Origin of the sequence: Paraburkholderia haematera (assembly GCF_905220975.1) — a bacterium.
Taxonomy (GTDB): Bacteria; Pseudomonadota; Gammaproteobacteria; order Burkholderiales; family Burkholderiaceae; genus Paraburkholderia; species Paraburkholderia haematera.
The window spans coordinates 1-20,164 of record NZ_CAJNBK010000032.1 but is presented as its reverse complement, the minus strand read 5'-3'; the positions used below and the strand labels follow the sequence as shown (position 1 = coordinate 20,164).

The following is a 20,164-nucleotide window of genomic DNA, read 5'->3' as shown; positions in this document are numbered from 1 at the left end:
CAATCAGGACCAGAGGTTTACCCTTCTGGATTAGAAGCATGAGGAGCAAGGTCGGTATGAAGGCTCAGTCGAGCAGGCTTTCCTCAGTCAGTTTCGAAGGCTTTCGTCTGGATATGGCGAACGAATGCCTTTGGCGGCTGGATTCCGACTCGACACCCGAGCGGATCGACCTCACGCGCAAGACTTTCGGCGTTTTGCGGTTTCTGATCGAGAATCGCGGTGCGCTGATTACCCATGACGCGCTGCTCGAAGCCGTGTGGCCCGATGTGCACGTGCAGCCCGAAGTCGTGAAGAGCCACATACAGATGATCCGGGCACAGCTCGGCGATAGCGCGCAGCACCCTCGCTACATCGAAACGCTGCGCGGCCGCGGCTATCGTTTCGTCGCGCCCGTCATCGCCCCGACCACTGCGCCCGTGCCGGCCGCAAGCGAGGAGAGCTTCGACCGCTTTGCCGGGCGCACGGGCGAACTGCAGCAACTGAGTGCCGCCATGGACCGGGCCCGATCCGGAAGCAGCCAGGTCGTGGTGATTACCGGTGAGCCGGGCATCGGCAAGACAGCGTTGCTCAAGCAGTTCGTTGCCACCCAACGGTTCGAACCTGACGATGCGTGGGTCGCCGAAGGGCATTGTGTCGAGGGCTATGGCGGCACGGAGCCGTTTTATCCGGTTCTGCAGGCGCTCGGACAACTTTGCCAGGGGCCTGGCGGCAGCGAAGTCGTGAAAGCGCTGGTGACGCTGGCGCCCACGTGGGCATGGCAGCTCCCGGCGCAGGTGGCGAGTCATGTGCGCGAGTCTCTGCATCGGCAGCTTCCTGGCGCGTCGCGTGAACGCATGCTGCGGGAGATCCGGGGCTTGCTGGGCTTTCTGACGCAGACGCAACCGCTGCTTCTGATATTCGAAGATCTTCATTGGGCCGACTACTCAACCATCGATTTTCTGGCGGCGATGGCGCGCCAACCAGGCGCGCTGCGCCTGATGGTCGTTGCCACTTACCGGCCGGACGAGGCGGCGCTTGCTGAACACCCCATCGAGCAACTGCACCACGAGCTTTCGCTGAGGGGCCTATGCCGGGAGCTGGCGCTTGGCCCATTGCCTCGCGACGCGGTGGTTGCGTGGCTGACCGACCGCGATCATGCCGACCCTGCCGAAGAAGAACTGTCTTATCTCATCGCGCAACGTTGTGGCGGCAATCCGCTGTTTATGCGGGCAACCCTTGCCGATCTCGTGGAGCGCAACCTGCTCCGCAAGACGGCGACGGGCTGGCGGCCACTCGCGCCTCTCGCGACGATCGGCGCGGCAGCGCCACGCACGATAACCCGGACGCTCGAGGGTAGAATCCGGCGCCTCCCCGCCGACGAACGGAATCTGCTTGAAGCCGCTAGCGTTGCAGGACTCAGCTTTTCATCGGCGAGCGTGGCCGAGGCCGCGGGTCTGCCAACGGAGCAGTTCGACGATCTTTGTGAGGCGCTGGCACGCAATCAACGCTTTATTCGGCGTTGCGGAGTGAAACGCTTACCCGACGGGGGAGTGGCGGCGATGTTCTGTTTCGACCACGCCCTCATTCGCCACGCGTTCTATGGACGTCAAGGGTTGACTCGCCGCGCCCGATTGCATCGGCAAATCGCGGAACGGCTCGAGGCGATCTATGCTCGCGATCAGCGAGCGGAGGTGGCCTACGAGCTTGGGCAACATTTCGCTGACGCGAGAGACTGGCTCAAGGCGATCGACTATCTACGCCTCGCGCTGCAAACCGCGAAGGTTCGCTTTGCGTATCGCGAGGCGCAGTCGATTCTCGATTTTGCCGCTTCGCTCACCGCAAAGTTGCCGGCTGATTTGCGTCCGCTTAAAAGCTTTGAGTTTGCCGAAGCGCGCGCGTCGCTTTACGCTGCGGCGCATGATCCGCGCGCCGAGGCCGCCTGGATCGAACTGGAGGAACAGGCCCGCACGATTGGCCGGCTCGATGCGCAATTGCGCGCCATGCTCGGCCTCGCCTACGTTTTTAGCTGGAGCGACAGGCAGCGTTGCATCGAGGTGCTGAACGTTGCGCTTACGCTCAGCGCATCCCATCCCGACCTGCGCGCCAGTGCGCTGGTGCGCGTGAGCGCCTACGTACGCCGTATCTGGACCGACGGCTGGTCGCATGCCGATCTGACCGAGTGCGAGGCGGCGATGCGTGCGCTGCGCGAGACGGGGGATCCCTTGCTGATCGCCCGGGCGAATATGGAATACAGCATGCTGTGCATCATTTCCACCCGGTATCGCGAAGCACTCGGGACTGTGCGAACGAATTACAAGATCCTCTTTGAGCATGCGGTGGAACACCCGGGCTTCGACCTCGCGAGGGCGACGTGGATGGTCCGGCTGGGGACGTCGTGGGCTCAACTCTTCCTTGGCGAGTTAGGCCGGTCGATGGAATCGTTCGACCACGGTATGGCTTCGTTCCGCGAGAACGGCGACTATTTTGCGGCCCGCACACTCGAGGTCTATCGGGGTTGGCTGCTTGTGCACACGATGGACTACGAGTCAGTCATCGAAATGGTCGAACGCTTCGTCCCGGGTTTCAACCGGTGCGCGCCGGCGGTCGAAGCCGATTCCGGTGCACTGCTGCCCGTGCAACACCGTGCGTGCATCGTGCTCGCGGGCCTCGCGTATATAGGATTGGAGGACGGCGCACGCGCCTCGGCGCTGTTTGCCGAAGCGCAACGACAGTTGGACGCCACGCCCATCATGTTCGACTGGTACTGGCGACTGGCAATCGAATGGGGTAGCGCCGAGGCCGCGCTGATGGCGGGCGACCATCGCACCGCCCGATCGCGAGGGGAGGCGTTTCTCAAGCTCGCCCTCGCCACCGAAGACCGGACCTGGCAGGCACTCGCCTGGGAAGTCGTTGCGCGAGAGGCGCTCGCGAGTGGCGATCCGGTTATTGCACTCGAGCACATTAACTCCGCGTTCGCCGCCACGGCAGGATTCGAAACCCCGCTGGCGGACTGGCGGCTTCACCGTACGGCGGCCGCGATTCACGAGGCCCGTGGCGACATCGAACAGGCGGACGTGCAACAGCGCCATTTCATTTCGACGCTCGAGCGGTTGTCGAATTCCTTGCGGAGTGGCGATCGGATCGGCCGGCGTCTGCTTGCTCTTTCAACACCCTGACACAGGCTTCAAACATGTGACATCAGGAATGAGGCATCAGGAATGAGGCATGGGGGAGCCGTCATCGCGCCGATCACCCCTCAGGGTGATATCGGGTAGTAAGGCGTCGATGCAAGATAAGTGATTCGTCCCACCGATGGAATCAGCACGACCCGCGGCGACGCACACACCGGGTCTGCGCTTCACACTGGCAGCGGATCATTTTATGCATGGAGCACCTTCAGGAGATGTCGACATGAGCAAAAAAGTGGCCGAAATCATCGTAGATACGCTCGCCTCGGCGGGCGTCAAGCATTGCTACGGGATCGTGGGCGACACGCTGAATCTCATCGCTCACCACATCAACGAGAGCGATATCGAGTGGGTCCATGTGCGCCATGAGGAGGCGGGGGCATTCGCCGCCGAAGCCGAAGCCATGTTGACCGGCAACCTCACGGCCGTGGCGGGAAGCTGTGGCCCTGGCAGCCTTCACTTCATTAACGGCCTGGTGGATGCCAACCGCAATCGGGCTCCGGTTATCCTGATCGCAACTCAGGTAGCGAGCGAGGAACTCGGCTTTAACTTTCCGCAGGAAGTCGACTTCAAGGCGATCTACGGATCGTGCAGCGTGTTCTGCGACATGATCATTACGCCGGAGCAGGCGCGACGCAAAACCGTGATTGCCTGTCAGACCGCCATTGCAAAGCGTGGCGTCGCCGTGCTGATCGTGCCGGTTGACATCGCCCATGCCAATGCGAGCGATGACGTCCCGTATTCGGTCCACACGAATGTGCCTGAGGTCCGGCCGAGCGATGCGGACCTCGACCGTGTCGCTGACATCCTCAATTCGGGCGGCGACAAGATCGCGATCTACGGGGGTTCCGGATGCCGTGGTGCACACGCCGAAATCCTGGCGGTGGCCGAGCGGCTGAAGGCGCCCATTGCACACACGTCCCGCGCAAAAGACGCGCTGGAGCATGACAACCCGTATAACGTTGGCATGACCGGCATTATCGGCGGCGAAGCAGGCTATCTGGCGGTATCAGAATGCGAGACCTTGCTGTTGCTGGGCGCCGACTTCGCGTGGCGGCAGTTCTATCCGGAGAAGGCCAGGATCGTTCAGATCGACCTCGCACCCGATCATCTCGGCCGCCGGCATCCGGTCACGCTAGGGCTGGTTGGCGATATCAAATCGACAATGGAGGCCTTGTTGCCGCGCCTCAAACCGCGCACGTCAACCGAGTTCCGCGACAAGCTCGTCGAACGGCACGCCAGCGCACTGGAAACCCACCGGTCCAAGGCCGTCGCGTCGAACCGCGGAACGATTCCGCCCATCTATCTGACCGAGCTGATCAACCGGCACGCAGCGAGCGATGCACTCTTCTGTGCCGACGACGGGACGCCTACTGTCTGGCTTTACCGGCATATCGACACGAACGGAAAACGCCGGGTGTTTTCGAGTCTGCTCCACGGCACGATGGCGGCGGCCCTGCCCATGTCAATGGGGCTGCAGAAGTGCCAGCCTGGACGCCAGGTGATTTCCATGTCCGGCGACGGCGGTCTCGCCATGCTGTTCGGTGAGCTCATGACGCTCGTGCAGGAGAAGCTGGCGGTCAAGGTGGTCGTGTTCGACAACGGCAAGCTTGGATTTATCGACATCGAGCAGAAGTCCGAAGGCATGCTCCCGCTCTATACGGGCCTGCAAAACCCGGACTTCGGCAAGGTCGCCGAGGCGATCGGATTGTGGGGGCGCACGGTGACAAAAGCCGACGAGCTCGAAGAGGCCGTCATGACATGGTTGAAGGAGCCCGGCCCCGCGCTTCTGAACGTCAAGGTCGACACGATGACGCTCGTCATGCCGCCGAAGATCGAGTGGGGCTCGGCCTACGGCATGGTCCTGTATTCAGCGAAAGCCATGCTGCAGGGGCAGTCCGCCGACGTGTTCGCCATGATCCGCGAAAATTTGTAGGCCTTGCCGGCAGCCGGGAAACTCGCGGTCAGCTCTCCCTCAGCAGGGACCGCGTTTCCTCCGAGGGTGCGGCGGTGAGTACGCTTTCAAAGCTGTCCATCAAACTGGACACGGCGTATTGCGGGGACCAGAGCGCGCCCGATTCGCCACTGTCCCGGCTCGCTTCCCACGCTGCCAGTGAGGCATTGCCGTAGATGCTGATGAGCGACAGCCGGTGATCGACGATTGCCGGCGGAATATCGGCAAGCAGGTTCCGGAGCTGGGCGTTGCAACGCTGATAACCCAGATTCCACTTGTTTTCCAGCGCCTCCCGCAAGAACGCGCGGTTGTTCAACTGCAAGTTGGCGATCATGCGGATGTAGGTCGCCTGACCCGTGCGATCCGCCAGTTCAAGCATCGGAAAAAGCAGCGCACCCAATACCGCCCGCACGTTTATTCCTTCCTCCGCCTCCAGTCTGTCGAGCCGCGCCTGACGGTCTTCGTCGATCAGGCGCGCGCCGTCGACGACCAGCTCACGCGCCAGTTCCAGTTTGTTGCCAAAGTAGTAGCGCAGCGAGGCGCTGTTTCTCTGCCCCGCGGCCGAGATGATGTCCTGCACGGAAACCCCGTCCAGTCCGCGCAGCGCGAACAGGCGTTGGGCTTCTTCTTTTAAGCGAATTCGCGTCTCCGCTCCATCCGAGCGAAGGGTTTTCCCTGACGTCGCCATTACTTTACCGTGTCGAGTTAATTAACTACACTGGAGTAACTAACCCAGTTGGAGAAACTTAGCATGAAAGTCGTAATCGTAGGAGGAGGCATTGGTGGCCTCACAACCGCTCTGGCGCTGCTGCGCCACGGCATCGAGCCGATTGTACTGGAGCGCGCCCCGCAATTGACCGAGGTGGGGGCGGGCGTCCAGATCGCGGCGAACGGCACGATCGTGCTGCGGGAATTGGGGCTTGAGCCCGCGCTGGCGGGCATTGCAACCGTGCCGGAGCGCTTTGACTACCTCGAGTTGTCGACCGGGCGTCTCCTGTACGTGGCGCCACTGGGCAAAGAGGCCGAGGCCCGTTATGGCGCGTTGCTCTACAACGTCCACCGCGCCGACCTGATCGACCTGCTCGCGAAGGCCGTGCCGCCCAATGTGATCCGGCTGGGGGCAGAGGTCGCGTCGGTGTCCCAGGACGACGAGGGCGCCTGCGTCACGTTGCAAAACGGCGAAGTGATTCGCGGCGACGCCGTGATCGGCGCGGATGGCATTCACTCTGCCGTTCGGACGGCGCTCCGGGGACCCGAGGAGAAGCAGTTCGCCAACATCCTGATGTGGCGTTCGCTCATCCCGGCCGACCGGCTCAAGGGCCTGAGGTTGCCGGTGGCCGGGAACAACTGGTTCGGCATAGGCAGGAATATCGTTTCGTACTGGGTGCGTAAGGACCTCTACAGCATTCTGGCGTCGGTGCCGGCAACCGAAGTGAGCCGCGAATCGTGGACCCAGTCGGGCGACGTCGCGCAACTGCGGCGCTCGTTCGAGGGTTCCGAGCCGACTGTCCAGAAGATGCTCGACGCCGTGGACTCGACGTTCATTACGGGGATGTACCACCGGGATCCGATCGAACACTGGAGTACGGGACGGATCGCCCTGCTCGGCGACGCCGCGCATGCGATGGTGCCCTACCTGGCGCAAGGCGCCTGTCAGGCGATCGAAGACGCATGGGTTCTTGCCACCTGTCTCGAGAAGCATGGCCGGGCCGGCGTTCAGGACGCGCTGCTGGAATACGAACGGCGCCGTCAGCCGCGTACGACGCGGATTCAGGCGGGCGCGCGATTTGTCGTCGATTGGGCGCACGAGCCCGACGAGGCACGTGTACGCCAGCGTAACGGACGCCTGAAGGGGCTCTCGCGTATCGATCCGCTGGCCGAGGCTTCGTGGTCGTTCGCGTGGGGGCACGACGTTCTCGAAGCCGCCAAACTGCCGCCTGGCGAGGTGGTCGGTTTGAGCGCGGCGCGTGAAGGAAAGCGGATGGCGCGCCCCGAGAGCCAGCGCGCTTTCGATCTCTGGAAGGGGGTGTTCAAACCGGATGACATTGCGCGTGGCGACCGGGGACAGCGTGCAGCCTACGAACGATTCCTTCTGGAGCAGTTCCCGGCGCCCGCCAGCACCGAAGTGACGGACGTCGATCTGCACGGGGTGAGCGCGTTGCGGGTGGTCGCAGCGGGAGCAGGGCAACAGGCCACCGTGTTGCACTTCCACGGCGGCGGCTACGTGCTGGGCTCGGCGAAGAGCTCGGTTGAATACGCAAGCCGTCTCTCTCGCGCGCTGAACGGTCCGTGCTACACGGTCGACTATCGCCTCGCGCCCGAGCATCCGTATCCGGCGGCTTTCGATGACGCATTCAGCGCTTATCGCGGCGTGCTCGCAGCGGGTGTCGATCCCTCGACGGTGTTCCTGAGCGGCGAATCGTCCGGTGGCGGCCTCGCCCTGGCGCTGGCTGCTGCGTTGCGCCGCGCGGGGCTACCGTTGCCGGGCGGCGTCATTGCAATCTGCCCGCTCACGGACCTCACGCTTGGCGGCCCCTCCATCATGGCGAATTCGGGAGACGACCCGGCCGCGAATCGCGAGACGCTGTCCAATCTTGTCGCGTCCTACTTCCAGGGTCACGAGCCGACCGATCCGATGGTCTCACCGTTGTTCGCGGACCTTGCAGACCTTCCGCCGGTATTCCTTTCGGCCGTCGAGGGAGAGGTGCTGGAGAGCGACACGACTCGCTTTGCGGAGCGGGCAAGGGCGGCCGGCGCGAACGTGACGCTGAAGATGGTGGGCGATTCGGTTCATGTCTTCACGCTCTTCCCGTTTCTGCCGGAAACCGCCGGGACGCTTGAAGAAATCGGCCAGTGGAGCCGCCAGCTTCTTCAGACGTAGACAGACGCATCCGCCTCGCGCACTGTGCCGGTTCGGATCTTCCACACCCTGCTCACGCATCGCCGGCGTGGGCAGATCCTGCCTGCTTTATTCGTTATGGCGCGACTCGCCCGTGATGCAGGCAATCGGTTTCCAGGCGCTTCGCCCTATCACTGCATTTCGTCTCATGCTCGGAGTAGACATGACGGCAACATCAACGCGTCAGCCGGTCGGCACGCCGCGCCATTTATCCGCGCCGCAGACATCGCTGTACACGAATCTCGAAGTCTCCTCGAACCGCCATCCGGAAAAGGCTGCAATCCATTACTACGGCAGTTCCGTAAGCTACCGGCAGTTGCGACATCAAGTCGACGCGATGGCTGGCTTCCTGCAGCAGCACTGCGGCATCGCCCGCGGTGACCGCGTGGTCCTGTACATGCAGAACAGTCCGCAGTTCGTCATCGCCTTTTATGCGGTGCTGCGCGCCGATGCGGTAGTCGTGCCCGTCAATCCGATGAACCGTACTTCGGAACTGCAGCACATACTCGAAGATAGCGGGGCTAGAGTCGCCTTCGTCGGCGAAGAACGCATGGAGCACGTACGGCCGTTGCTGGGCCGCCAGGTAGATTATGTGGTCCCTGCACGCTATCCCGACTATCTGCGCGAGCGCACCGATCTGCCGCTGCCCGAGGTCCTGACGTCGTCCGGGCCGCACCATGCGGAATCTGTCGGCGACCACACCCTCATTGCCTGGAACGACGCGCTTTCTCGCGAGTGCATTCCGCGCGACCACGAATCCGGGCCCGAGGATCTCGCGGTCATTCCGTATACGTCCGGCACGACCGGTCGCCCCAAAGGGTGCATCCATACCCATCGCAGCGTGATGCATTCAACGGTCTCGTGCGCTGAATGGCCGAACCTCGCGAATGAAAGCGTGATGCTGTGCTCCGTGCCGTTGTTTCACGTCACCGGCATGCAGAACTGCATGAACATGCCAATCTTCATCGGCGCCACGATGGCAATCATGACCCGCTGGGATGCGAAATGTGCCGCGCACGTGATTGAACGCCACCGCGTCAGCACATGGATCACGGTTCCCACGATGCTCATCGACCTGCTGAACCAGGCGGGCGTCGACAGGTTCGACCTGAGTTCCATTGCGTACCTGAGCGGTGGCGGTGCCGCGATGCCGCAGGCTGTCGCGCAGCAGATAGAGGCGCGTTGGGGCATCCCGTACGTGGAAGGGTACGGTCTCACCGAGACGATGGCGGCGACGCACATCAATCCGCCGAAGCACAGCAAGCAACAGTGCATGGGGGTGCCCGTCTTCAACACGGATTCACTCGTTGTCGATCCCGAGACGCTCGAGCCTCTCGGTGAAGGCGAAACAGGCGAGATTCTCGTCAGCGGCCCGCAAGTATTCGACGGGTATTGGAAGTCGCCCGAAGCCACGCGAGAGGCGTTCGTTGTGATCGATGGCAAGCGCTACTTGCGCACCGGCGACCTCGGCTATGTAGATCGGGACGGATATTTCTTCATCGTCGACCGGCTCAAACGCATGATCAACGCCTCCGGCTACAAAGTCTGGCCGGCCGAGGTCGAGGCCATGCTGTTCGAACATCCTTCTGTACAGGAAGCGTGTGTCATTGCGACTCAAGACCCGCGTCGAGGCGAGTCGGTAAAGGCGGTCATCGTGCTTCGGAAAGGCGAGCACGCAACGGAAGAAGAAATTGTGTCGTGGGCCCGCGAACGCATGGCGTCCTATAAGACCCCGCGTGTCATTCAGTTTGCCGCCAGCTTGCCCCGCACCGCGAGCGGAAAAATCCAGTGGCGACTGCTGCAGGAAGAGGAAACGGGGAGTCGAAGCGTTCGACCCGAGGGTCGCCGGCTGGATTGATCCGTTGCCGGTGTGATGTGTTTTGACCACGCTGATAGGACGCCTCCAGGGTTATCCCCCAGACCTCGTCAACGCGGCGGAATAAGGCGTGGCGCAGTGGCTGATGCGTTCGCAGCGCGCAAAGTAAGTTTTCTGGCAGTTGTGGTGAAAGTTTCCGGGCAACGTGTGGCTGTGGACACAACGCCTTGATCGGAGCCGGTGCCGCCAGAGAATGAGGTTTTCGCCGAGCCGGCAGGCGAATCAGGTTATGCCGGCTCATTGAGTCACGCAACAGGAAGAACTCAAGCGCTCGTGCCCGGCTGGCAATGAACAAGCTGCCGATGTGGTTCATATTGTTCGTAGTACGACATAATCATAAAATCGGAATTTATATATGACGAAGGTAAGGAGATTGGCTGGAAAAGAGGGGCATCGACGCAAGGCCGGCCTGTTGGCAGTCGTCATGTCTACTGCGGCGCTGTACTCCGTCTCAGCTGCCGCGCAGTCGTCGGTCACGCTCTTCGGTGTCGTCGATGAAGGCATTCGCTACACGACTCATGCGAATGCGAAAGGCGATTCTCGTGTGCAGCTCGCCAATGGTGCAAACGAGAGCCTTTGGGGATTCAAGGGAGCGGAAGACATTGGTGGCGGAACGAAGGTCGTATTCCAGCTGGAGAATCGCTTTTTCCCGAACACCGGGGCGACCGACCCCGCTTATCCGTTCTTCAATACGGCTTTTGTCGGCCTGCAGTCGAGCAGCTACGGAAAGTTGACCATGGGCCGTCAGATCAACCCGCTTACCGACGCTGTTGTGGGCGCCTTCGTGACCAATGCATGGCTGCCGACCTTCTACCAGTTTCGGCCGGAAGTCATGATGGCCCAGGGCGTGTGGACCAGCAACATGGTGAAGTACGCGGCGCGATGGCAAACCCTCACCGCCGAGGTGTCGTATGCGTTTGGTGGCAATGCAGGTTCATTTGGTTCGGGAAGTCAGATTGGGGCATCGATACTCTATTTGCCCGGCGCGCCATTGCGTCTGGCTGCCGCGTACCTGGACTCGCGCGATGCCGTCAACACTTCCGCGCACTTCAAATCCTGGACTGCTGGCGGGTCCTATTCGCTCGGCGATACGACAGTCAGTGCCGGATGGGCCGTGAACCGGCAGGACGCGGGGTTTGTCGGCAATTTCCCTAACGGCCCATTCAGCGCGCCGGAATTGTCCGCGCTTAAATTCAATACATTCAGTTCCCGGCAAATGTTTTTTGGTGGGGTGACGCAGTTGGTCGGGAATGCGACTCACCTTTCTGCGAACGTATGGCGCACGATTCAGACTGGGAAGACGCAAGCGGCCGACGGGAACGCGACGCAATTCCAGCTGCTCGCGGACTATAACTGGTCCAAACGCACGGATACCTATCTGGAAGCCGACTATTCGCTGTATCGCGGCGGAATGGTTGGCGCCCAGTTCCAGGGCGTCAACGCCCTGAGCTCGGCGTATGGCACAACCCAGCTAGCCATCATGGCCGGCCTGCGGCATACGTTCTAGTTTGCCTGCGGGACGGCGAGCGGCTCGAGGGAGTGCCGGCGGGAGCGGTCACGGATGGTCCTGAAAGGACGAGAGGATGTCCTTCGAACATATTTCGATTCGACCATACCGGAGAACGATCGCTCCTTTTTCGGCCAGTGCCTTGAGCTCCAGCGACAGCGTCTGGCGCGTGATGCCGAGCATCATGGCCAGGGTGTCCTGCGAGACGCTGACGTGCTGGCGACTCTGCGGCCACGCTGTCACGTCGCCCGACGCGAGCGACAGCAGGCGCCTGGCAACGCGTGCGCGCGTCGAGTGGAGGGTGGCATCTTCGACCATGCGATAGAGCCAATTCATGTGAATGGACTGCAACTCGTTGATGGCCCGAAGGAACGCCTGACTCTGCATCAGTTCGTCAAAGGCGGGTGTCCTGACCACGAAGACGGTCGATCGCTCGATCGCGACGACGTCACGCGCGCGTGGCTGGCGAACGGTCATGGAGGTCTGTCCGAACCAGTTGCCGGCTTCGATGACTGCCAGGATCGCTTCTTTGCCGTCTTCGCGCAGCGTGAAGGCTTTGAGTCTGCCGTTCTTGAGGCCGCAGAAGCCGGTCGGCGTATCGCCGCGGCGGAACAGATATTCGCCAGGCTGCAGCGTCATCAATTCGCTTCGCTGGACAAGCGCCTCCTGCTCGAGCGCAGGCAAGGAGCAGAACCACTGGTTTGTCCGCATTTCTTCGGACGTGTCGGTCATGAATGCCATTTAGGAACGGTCAATGTGCACAAGTGCTGAATACGCGGCAGGAAATCACAGACGAGTGCCGCTGCCGACGCGTGCGTACAGCATCGCCAGGCGGTTGGTCGCCAGCACGTTATCGGGTTCGGGCCGCATATCGAGAAGTTCGATTCATTTTATACGTGCGGAAAATTGCCGTGCAAGGTAGGGCAACGGGGGGGGGGGCGGCGAATTCGAGCTTCACTGCGGCGCGCGGCAGCCATTGCCCGGCGGGCCGGGGCTTGCAGGCTCGGGACTCCCCCAGTTGAATCCGTGACACTCCCCCATTCAGGGGGTATTTCCCGAGTCCTGACACTTGCATGATTATCCCAACGCATTTATCACAGCGGGCCGGGAAGAATTAAACGATCAACACCCGCTTGCCATCCATTTTGGAACTGAAGGAGATACAGATGCAGGACGAAGTCAAGACGCCAGGTGCCACCGCCTACGCCTATCCGTTGCTGATCAAGCAACTGTTGCTCACGCCGTTCGTTCAGGCGCAGGACGAGGAGATCGTCTACCGGGATCAGTTCCGGATGACCTATGCGACGTTGCGCGAGCGTATCGCACGCCTCGCCAATGGTTTGAGCCAACTTGGCGTGGAGCACGGCAGCACCGTCGCGGTGATGGATTGGGACAGCCACCGCTACCTCGAATGCTATTTCGCGGTGCCGATGATGGGCGCTGTCTTGCAGACCGTGAACGTGCGTCTTTCCCCGGCTGAAATCGCCTACACGATCAATCACGCCGGCGCCGAGGTCCTGCTGGTTCACACGGATTTTCTGCCTGTCCTCGAAGCGATCAAGGACAAACTGGAAACCGTGCGTACTTTCATCTGGATCGATGAGCCAGGTAGCGAAGCTTCCGCGCACAGTATTCCCTTCTCGGCTGAATACGAGGCGATGCTCTCGGCGAACAGCACGAGCTACACCTTCCCGGACTTTGACGAGAACACGCGCGCAACGACGTTTTACACCACCGGTACGACCGGTCTTCCCAAGGGCGTCTACTTCACGCATCGGCAACTGGTTCTGCACACCATCACCCTGATGGCGGCACTGGCGAGCCCTGTCTCGGGACAGCGTTTCCATCGTGGCGACGTGTACATGCCGCTCACGCCGATGTTTCACGTCCACGCATGGGGCATGCCGTATATCGCCACGGTTCTGGGTGTGAAGCAGGTCTATCCCGGGCGCTACTTTCCGGACCGGCTCGCGCGACTCGTGCGCGAAGAGGGCGTCACGTTCTCACATTGCGTCGGCACGATCCTGCACATGCTGCTCTCGTGCGAGGAGGGGAAGGCGACGGACATGAGCAAGTGGAAGATCGTCATCGGCGGCGGCGCGTTGCCGCAAGGCCTCGCCCAGGCGGCGCTAGACCGGGGCATCGACGTGTTCGTCGGTTACGGGATGTCGGAAACCTGCCCGGTACTCAGTCTCGCGCAACTTCCGCCCGGGGCCGACAAGCTCGACGCCGACGAGCAGCTTCGGCTGCGCTGCAAGACCGGTCGGCCTGTTCCGCTCGTTGACCTGCGTCTTGTCGACGACAACATGGACGAGCTCGCCCACGACGGTCATGCCACCGGCGAGATCGTCGCGCGCGCACCGTGGCTCACGCAGGGCTATCTGAACAATCCCGAGGCTTCCGAGCAACTGTGGGCCGGTGGATATCTCCATACGCAGGATATTGCCAATATCGATTCGACCGGCAACATCCAGATCACCGACCGTCTCAAGGACGTGATCAAGTCCGGCGGCGAGTGGGTTTCGTCGCTCGAGATAGAAAATCTGATCTCGCGATACGAGGGCGTTTCCGAAGTGGCCGTCATCGGCATCAAGGACGAGAAGTGGGGTGAGCGACCTGTGGCGCTGGTCGTGCTCAAGGAGGGCGCGGCCGTCACCGAGGACGACATCAAGCAGCATGTACTGTCGTTCAGCACATCCGGAAAGATATCGAAATACGCGGTGCCGCAGGTCGTGAAGTTCGTCGATGCGATCGGCAAGACGAGTGTCGGCAAGACCAACAAGAAGTGGCTGCGCGAGCAGTTCGCCTGATCGGCAAGCAAATTTTCAGGAGTGCAAGCGATGAGTATCGAAAATTACAGCGTGGCCACCATCGGCGACTTCGTGGGGCGCGAGTTGGGGGTGTCGAACTGGGTGGTCGTCGATCAGGCGCGTATCAATGCGTTCGCCGAGTGTACGGGCGACTCGCAATGGATCCATGTGGACGAGGAGCGGGCGAAGCGAGAGAGTCCATTCGGCGGCACGATTGCACACGGCTATTTGACCCTGTCGTTGCTGGGGGGCTTCGCGATCGAGATCGGCATCGTTCCCAAGGACGCTTCGGCGGGTCTCAACTACGGTCTGGACAAAGTGCGTTTCATGACGCCCGTCAAGGCAGGTGCGCGTGTGCGTAGTCGTGTCACGCTCGTGTCGGCGGAAAACAAGGGCGGCGGCCGCATCCTCATCAAGACCATGAACGAACTGCAGATCGATGGCGAGGACAAGCCGGCACTGGTTGCCGAAACCCTCGCGATGCTGGTCGCGTGACTCATGCCTTTTGGCGTAGCGGAAGACTTTCCTGAAGGAGCAGCAAAATGGCGGTAACCACTGAAAGCCCACGGCAAAGCGACAAGATCGATGATCTCGCGGCGTCGGCTGCTGAAGAAATGCTGGGCCCCAATCCCTTTGTCGGCCTGCGACCGTGCGATATCGTCGCGACCGCACAGCAAATCGGCGCGCAGGCATGGCGGCAACCCGGCCTGGTCATGGAGCAGGAAGCGGCTTTCGCTCGCGAGCTTTTCGGGCTCTTCTCGGGTCACGCGGAATCTGCGCCGCCAAAAGGCGACAAACGCTTCACCGACGCCGCATGGCAGAACAATTCGCTGTATCGCGTGACGTTGCAAGGCTACCTCGCGTGGCGCAATGCGCTTGCGGGTTTCGTCGAGCGCTCCGGGCTGGATTCCGCCAACAAGGAGCGTGCGCGGTTCGTGATGTCGCTCATCACGGACGCGGCGTCGCCGACGAACACGCTGCTGGGCAATCCCGCTGCGCTCAAGAAGGTCATCGATACGGGCGGCACGAGCCTGCTGGACGGCTGCAACAACCTCGTGATGGATCTGCTCAAGAATCGCGGCATGCCCACGCAGGTCAACAAGTCGGCTTTCGAAGTAGGCAAGAATCTCGGTACATCCCAAGGTGCGGTCGTTTTCCGCAACGAAGTGCTGGAACTGATCCAGTACGCGCCGACGACGCCAAACGTCTACAGCCGCCCGCAACTGATCGTGCCGCCTCAGATCAACAAGTTCTACATCTTCGATCTCTCCGAGGGCAAGAGCATCGTCGATTATCTGGTCAGGAACGAACTCCAGGTTTTTGTCGTCAGTTGGCGCAATCCGACCGCGGCTCAAAGCCATTGGGACCTGGACACGTATGTCAGCGCGCTGGTGGAAGCCATTGCGGCAGTGCGCGAGATCACCGGGTGCGACGACGTCAACCTGCATGGCGCCTGCTCGGGTGCGATGACCATCTCTGCTTTGCTCGGACATCTTGCGAGCCGGGGCGATACCACGGTCAATGCCACCACGCTGATGGTCGCCGTACTCGACAATACCGCCGACTCGCAACTTGGCCTCTTTGCAACGCCTGAGGCCATTGCAGCGGCCAAGCAGCACAGCACCTCTCGCGGCGTACTGGCGGGCGAGGAAATGGGACGCGTCTTCGCCTGGATGAGGCCCAACGATCTGGTGTGGAACTACTGGGTCAACAATTACCTGCTGGGCAACGCACCACCAGCGTTTGACGTCCTTTACTGGAACAACGACACGACGCGGCTCCCGGCGAAGATGCATGGGCAATTGCTCGATATTTTCACGCAAAACCTCTTCAGCAAGCCGGGCGCGCTGAAGGTGCTAGGCACGCCAATCGACCTGTCCCAGGTCACGTGCGACAAGTACGTGGTGGCGGGCATGACGGATCACATTACGCCGTGGAAGGGGGTGTACAACACCGCCACGACGTTTGGCGGCAATACACGTTTTGTTCTGAGTTCGAGCGGTCATATCCAGAGCCTGATCAATCCGCCCGGCAATCCAAAGGCGAAGTACTACCTCAACCCTGAGCTGCCTGCGAAAGCCGATGCATGGCTTGCCGGCGCAAAGACAGAAGCGGACTCGTGGTGGGGCAACTGGAGAGACTGGCTGGTCGCCCGGTCCGGCGAAAAACAGGCAGCGCCTGCGGCCCCTGGCAGTGAACGGCACCCGGCCGGTGTGAAAGCACCCGGGACTTATGTTTCGGAAGCCTAACCGGCATCATTGCCGGATAGCGAATACGATTTTTTTTTGCAACTACTTTAACGGAGTCATCATGACAACACTCAATCCCAGCACTATCTTTTCTGAATATACGAAGCTCATCACGCAGTTCAAGCTGCCGGGCGTCGACATAGCCGCAATCCTCGAATCGCGCCGCAAGGACATTGAAGCGCTCGCCGAGGCGAATATGACTGCGCTCGCGGGTGTACAGCAACTCGGTCAGAAGCAGATGGATGTCGTGCGTTCGACGATGACCGAACTGCAATCCCTCGTCACCCGCTTGCGGTCCCCGGGCAGTGAATCCGCCGCTGCAACCGGCGAAGGGGTTCAAAAGACACTGCAAAAGGCATTCATGGACATGCAGGAACTCGCGGATGCGGCGTACCGGGCTCAAACCGACAGTATCGCTGTCGTCACGAAGCGCTTTGCTGAACACGTCGAGGAACTGAAAGCGCTCGTGCAGCCCAGGAAGTGATCGAACGGGCTGGTGCGAGCCGCCACAACGAGGCGTCTAACAAGGGGAATCAACGGATGACCGACTTACAAACAGGCGCGGAGTGTGTCGACTCCATGCAAATCCAGACGATCGATCTGGACGGCCAGTTGCTGCGTGTCGCGGTCCGGCGTGGCAGCGACGCCTCGCCGCCGTTGCTCTTATTCAATGGAATCGGCGCGAATCTCGAACTGGTCGAGCCATTCGTTGCAGCACTGGATGACGTAACAGTCATCGTCTTCGACGTCCCAGGCGTCGGCGGCTCGCCCGTCCCCTTGATCCCGTATCGGTTCTCGACGCTTGCCGTCCTGGCCGACAAGCTCCTGACGCGGCTCGGTTACACCGGCCCGGTCGATGTGCTCGGCGTATCGTGGGGTGGGGCGCTCGCCCAGCAGTTCGCGCACCTTTACCCCAGGCGCTGCCGCAGGCTGATTCTCGCGGCCACGTCGCCGGGGGTCATCATGGTGCCTGCGCGGCTTTCGGTGCTTTCCAAACTGATCGGGCCGCGACGCTATACCGATCCGGCCTACCTGCGGCAAATCGGGGCGGAGATATACGGCGGCGCGTACCGGCACGACGCCGCCTTGCTCGAGCAACACAGCCGCCATATTCAGGCGCCGCGCGGCCGTGGCTATCTCTACCAGTTACTCGCCGCATCGGGTTGGACCAGCTTGCCGTGGCTGGGCGCGCTTCGGCAAAAGACGCTCGTCATGCATGGAAGCGACGATCCGATCGTGCCGCTCACGAACGCAAAAATTCTCGTGGCACGGATTCGAAATGCGACCCTGCATGTGGTTGATGACGGCCATCTTTTTCTGATCACCCGGGCAGGTGAAGTCGCCCCAGTAGTGAAGCAGTTCCTGCGGCAGGAGGCGGGTTGAGCTTCGTGACTGGGACCGACAGGAATTCCGGGCGCGCGAAGCTTGACCCAGTCGGGGACGGGAAGCTTGTTCGGCTGAAGCGCATGCGCACGACGGCGACCTGTTTGCTCGCGGCGACGATCGTGCTGCTGCTCGCCTGCGTGGTCTGGCAGGCCGCCTATCCATGGTTGGAGTGGCCACGTGCTTTTGCCGAGGCGGGTACTGTCGGTGCAATTGCGGACTGGTATGCCGTCGTCGCGTTGTTCCGCTATCCGTGCGGGATCCCGATCCCGCACACGGCCATCATTCCGAGGAACCAGCACCGCATCGCCGAGAGTCTGGGCAGCTTTGTCGAGGAGAACTTCCTGACACCCGAAGTCATCGTCGCGCGACTGAGTGGTTTCAATGCGGCAGAAGCGCTGGCGGGGTGGCTCGCAGTACGCGAAAACAGCTCGGTAATCGCAGATGTGGTGGCCGGCTCGCTCCCCCGCTTGCTTGACGGCATGGACGAGACGGACGTCGAACATCTCTTCGATCGAGTCGTGATTCCGCGCTTGCGCACGCTCGAGGTATCGCGCGTTGCGAGCCAGGTCCTGGATATTCTCACCGAAGGCGACCGTCATCAGCCGTTGCTGAATCGCGGACTGAGCGCGGTGGAGACGTGGTTGAGCGCCAACGTGGACCTGATCAAGGCGAAGTTCAGCGCGGCGTCGAAATTCACGCCGGCGCCGCTGGACGCGTACATCGTCAACAAGTTTGTCGAAGGCATCGTCGCGCTCATCCATGAGGTCGTGGCGGACCCGGAACACGAGCTTCGGCGTCGGTTCGACGTGGCGGTGCAAGATCTGTCCAGCAACCTGCGGACCTCGGCTGTTTATCGCCGCTTTGGCCGACAGTTGCTGCGCGACTGCATTCGGCATCTTGAAGGTGGGCGCTACTACCGCGTCCTGCTCGATCGCGTCCGCTCGCACGTGCTCGCTGATCTCGGAGACGCCCGCTCCGCGGTGCGCGACGTGATCACCGCCAGCTTCGTATCGATCGGTAAGGGCGTTGCGAACGAGCCTTCCATTCGGCACAAGTTGAACGCATGGTGGCTCGATATTGCCGGGTTGCTCGTGCTGCGCCATCGCCATCAGTTGTCGGCGCTAATCACCGACGTCGTGAAAGGCTGGGACGCAAAGGAAGTGAGCCGCAAGCTCGAGGCCGAGATAGGCCGGGATCTGCAGTACATTCGAATCAACGGCACGTTTGTCGGTGGCGCCGTGGGCGTCCTGATCCATGCATGTGTATTGCTTGTCTTGCGGTAAGTCCGGCACTGTCCGCCTGGCATGGGCGGCCAACGTAAGCCCGCGATTGACGTGACCCGGCCCTAGCTATGTTTGACCAGCCCGAGCGCCTGCGCGCGCGAGACGGCTTGAGCGCGTTTGTCGACTTCCAGCTTGGTAAAGATGCTCTTGACGTGGGACTTGACCGTTTCGGGTGTTATGCCGAGCGTACGCGCAATTTCCTTGTTTGACTGTCCCTGTGCGATCAACTCGACGATGCCGCGCTCTCGCGAGCTAAGGCGCTCGCGTTCGCCCTCTCGCCGGGGTTGGTTGTTGGGCTCGTGCTGTGCTCGCCAACTGTTCAGCAAACGGTCTAGCCAGGTCACTATTTCCTGCGCTTTGGCGGTGGTGGTGCGGACGCTGTCGCGCGCCAGGTTCAACAGCGGGCCGATGTCCGGCCCTTGATCGACAATCGACTGGCAGACCCCGGCAGGTGCCGCGGCCGTCGCAACCTCGTGGAATATCGCGAGCGCCCGATCGCGCTCGCCTGCGTTTAGCCACGCCAGAGCGAGGAGCGTTCGCAGTCGCAGCGCGAGATAGGTTCCGTGGAGGTGGCCGAGACGCTCCAGTGCACCGCTCAATATCGCGACCGCTTCCTGGGTATGCTGCCGCCGTATCGCCAGGCACGCAGCCCCAAGGTCCCGGTAGTTCTCGATCTCCGGCGACACCGCACCGGACGACCCGGCGTTGGCGGTGGCCAACTGACGCAGCTGTCCCACGCACGCGCCGGCTTCGGCAAGCCTGTCTTCTGCCAGGTTCAATCGGGTTCTTTCAGCGAGCGCGGCGGCAACCAGCCGGTTCCATCGACGTTCCTGGCCCAGCGCCTGTGCACTGTCGAGCAAAGCATACGCGTGCGTAAAATTGGCGCGTGCCACCGCGATTCGAATGAGTATGCGATAGCTGATTAGTCTTACTGTGTCATATAAATGCTCGTGCAATCTATTCCCGCACAGGAAGAGTGCCATCGTTGCATGAGCCGTAGTCCAAGCAGGATACGCAACGTGGTAATGGAATC

Annotated in this window: 14 protein-coding genes; 11 read left to right on the top strand and 3 right to left on the bottom strand. The window is 61.5% G+C overall.

The features are described 5' to 3' along the window. The first annotated feature begins 38 nt into the window (after positions 1 to 38). Together KHO23_RS31315 and KHO23_RS31310 are read left to right on the top strand one after the other, a co-directional pair. On the top strand, positions 39 to 3,155 hold the full coding sequence (locus tag KHO23_RS31315) for an AAA family ATPase (RefSeq protein ID WP_211616426.1): 3,117 nt from the start codon (positions 39 to 41) through the stop codon (positions 3,153 to 3,155). 235 nt (positions 3,156 to 3,390) lie between these two features. Next, on the top strand, positions 3,391 to 5,103 hold the full coding sequence (locus KHO23_RS31310) for a thiamine pyrophosphate-dependent enzyme (RefSeq protein WP_211616424.1): 1,713 nt from the start codon (positions 3,391 to 3,393) through the stop codon (positions 5,101 to 5,103). A 28-nt stretch (positions 5,104 to 5,131) separates the two neighbouring features. On the opposite strand, the gene KHO23_RS31305 is transcribed toward KHO23_RS31310, so the two are convergent. Further along, positions 5,132 to 5,809, bottom strand: coding sequence for a TetR/AcrR family transcriptional regulator (locus KHO23_RS31305; protein WP_211616422.1), 678 nt, complete (start codon positions 5,807 to 5,809; stop codon positions 5,132 to 5,134). Between the two features lie 63 nt (positions 5,810 to 5,872). Here KHO23_RS31305 and KHO23_RS31300 point away from each other — a divergent pair, with 63 nt between their 5' ends. The 3 genes from KHO23_RS31300 to KHO23_RS31290 all read left to right on the top strand — a co-directional run bounded on the left by KHO23_RS31300 (position 5,873) and on the right by KHO23_RS31290 (position 11,403). Continuing rightward, positions 5,873 to 8,002, top strand: a complete 2,130-nt coding sequence (locus KHO23_RS31300) for an alpha/beta hydrolase fold domain-containing protein (RefSeq protein WP_211616420.1) — start codon at positions 5,873 to 5,875, stop codon at positions 8,000 to 8,002. A 115-nt stretch (positions 8,003 to 8,117) separates the two neighbouring features. Beyond that, on the top strand, positions 8,118 to 9,878 hold the full coding sequence (locus tag KHO23_RS31295; protein WP_328822015.1) for a long-chain-fatty-acid--CoA ligase: 1,761 nt from the start codon (positions 8,118 to 8,120) through the stop codon (positions 9,876 to 9,878). Positions 9,879 to 10,320: 442 nt separating this feature from the next. Further along, complete coding sequence (locus KHO23_RS31290) at positions 10,321 to 11,403, top strand: porin (RefSeq protein ID WP_236067063.1); 1,083 nt, start codon at positions 10,321 to 10,323, stop codon at positions 11,401 to 11,403. Positions 11,404 to 11,451: 48 nt separating this feature from the next. On the opposite strand, the gene KHO23_RS31285 is transcribed toward KHO23_RS31290, so the two are convergent. Beyond that, positions 11,452 to 12,087, bottom strand: coding sequence for a Crp/Fnr family transcriptional regulator (locus tag KHO23_RS31285; protein WP_236067062.1), 636 nt, complete (start codon positions 12,085 to 12,087; stop codon positions 11,452 to 11,454). A gap of 482 nt (positions 12,088 to 12,569) precedes the next feature. Between KHO23_RS31285 and KHO23_RS31280 the strand changes: the two genes are divergently transcribed. The 6 genes from KHO23_RS31280 (at position 12,570) to KHO23_RS31255 (ending at position 19,131) form a co-directional block, all read left to right on the top strand. After that, the gene (locus tag KHO23_RS31280; RefSeq protein ID WP_211616416.1) at positions 12,570 to 14,213 is read left to right on the top strand and encodes a fatty acid--CoA ligase; all 1,644 of its coding nucleotides are present in this window, start codon (positions 12,570 to 12,572) and stop codon (positions 14,211 to 14,213) included. A 30-nt stretch (positions 14,214 to 14,243) separates the two neighbouring features. Continuing rightward, on the top strand, positions 14,244 to 14,708 hold the full coding sequence (locus KHO23_RS31275; RefSeq protein ID WP_211616414.1) for a MaoC family dehydratase: 465 nt from the start codon (positions 14,244 to 14,246) through the stop codon (positions 14,706 to 14,708). A 47-nt stretch (positions 14,709 to 14,755) separates the two neighbouring features. Continuing rightward, entirely contained in the window at positions 14,756 to 16,462 is a 1,707-nt protein-coding gene (locus KHO23_RS31270) for an alpha/beta fold hydrolase (RefSeq protein WP_211616412.1), read from the top strand. Between the two features lie 61 nt (positions 16,463 to 16,523). Beyond that, positions 16,524 to 16,946, top strand: coding sequence for a phasin family protein (locus KHO23_RS31265; protein ID WP_211616410.1), 423 nt, complete (start codon positions 16,524 to 16,526; stop codon positions 16,944 to 16,946). A 56-nt stretch (positions 16,947 to 17,002) separates the two neighbouring features. Next, positions 17,003 to 17,845, top strand: a complete 843-nt coding sequence (gene phaZ / locus KHO23_RS31260; RefSeq protein ID WP_211616408.1) for a poly(3-hydroxyalkanoate) depolymerase — start codon at positions 17,003 to 17,005, stop codon at positions 17,843 to 17,845. Between the two features lie 83 nt (positions 17,846 to 17,928). Then, a complete protein-coding gene (locus KHO23_RS31255) occupies positions 17,929 to 19,131 on the top strand; it encodes a DUF445 domain-containing protein (protein WP_211616406.1) in 1,203 nt (400 codons plus the stop codon). 62 nt (positions 19,132 to 19,193) lie between these two features. On the opposite strand, the gene KHO23_RS31250 is transcribed toward KHO23_RS31255, so the two are convergent. Continuing rightward, on the bottom strand, positions 19,194 to 20,164 hold a 971-nt coding region (locus KHO23_RS31250; protein WP_236067061.1), incomplete at its 5' end, for a helix-turn-helix transcriptional regulator.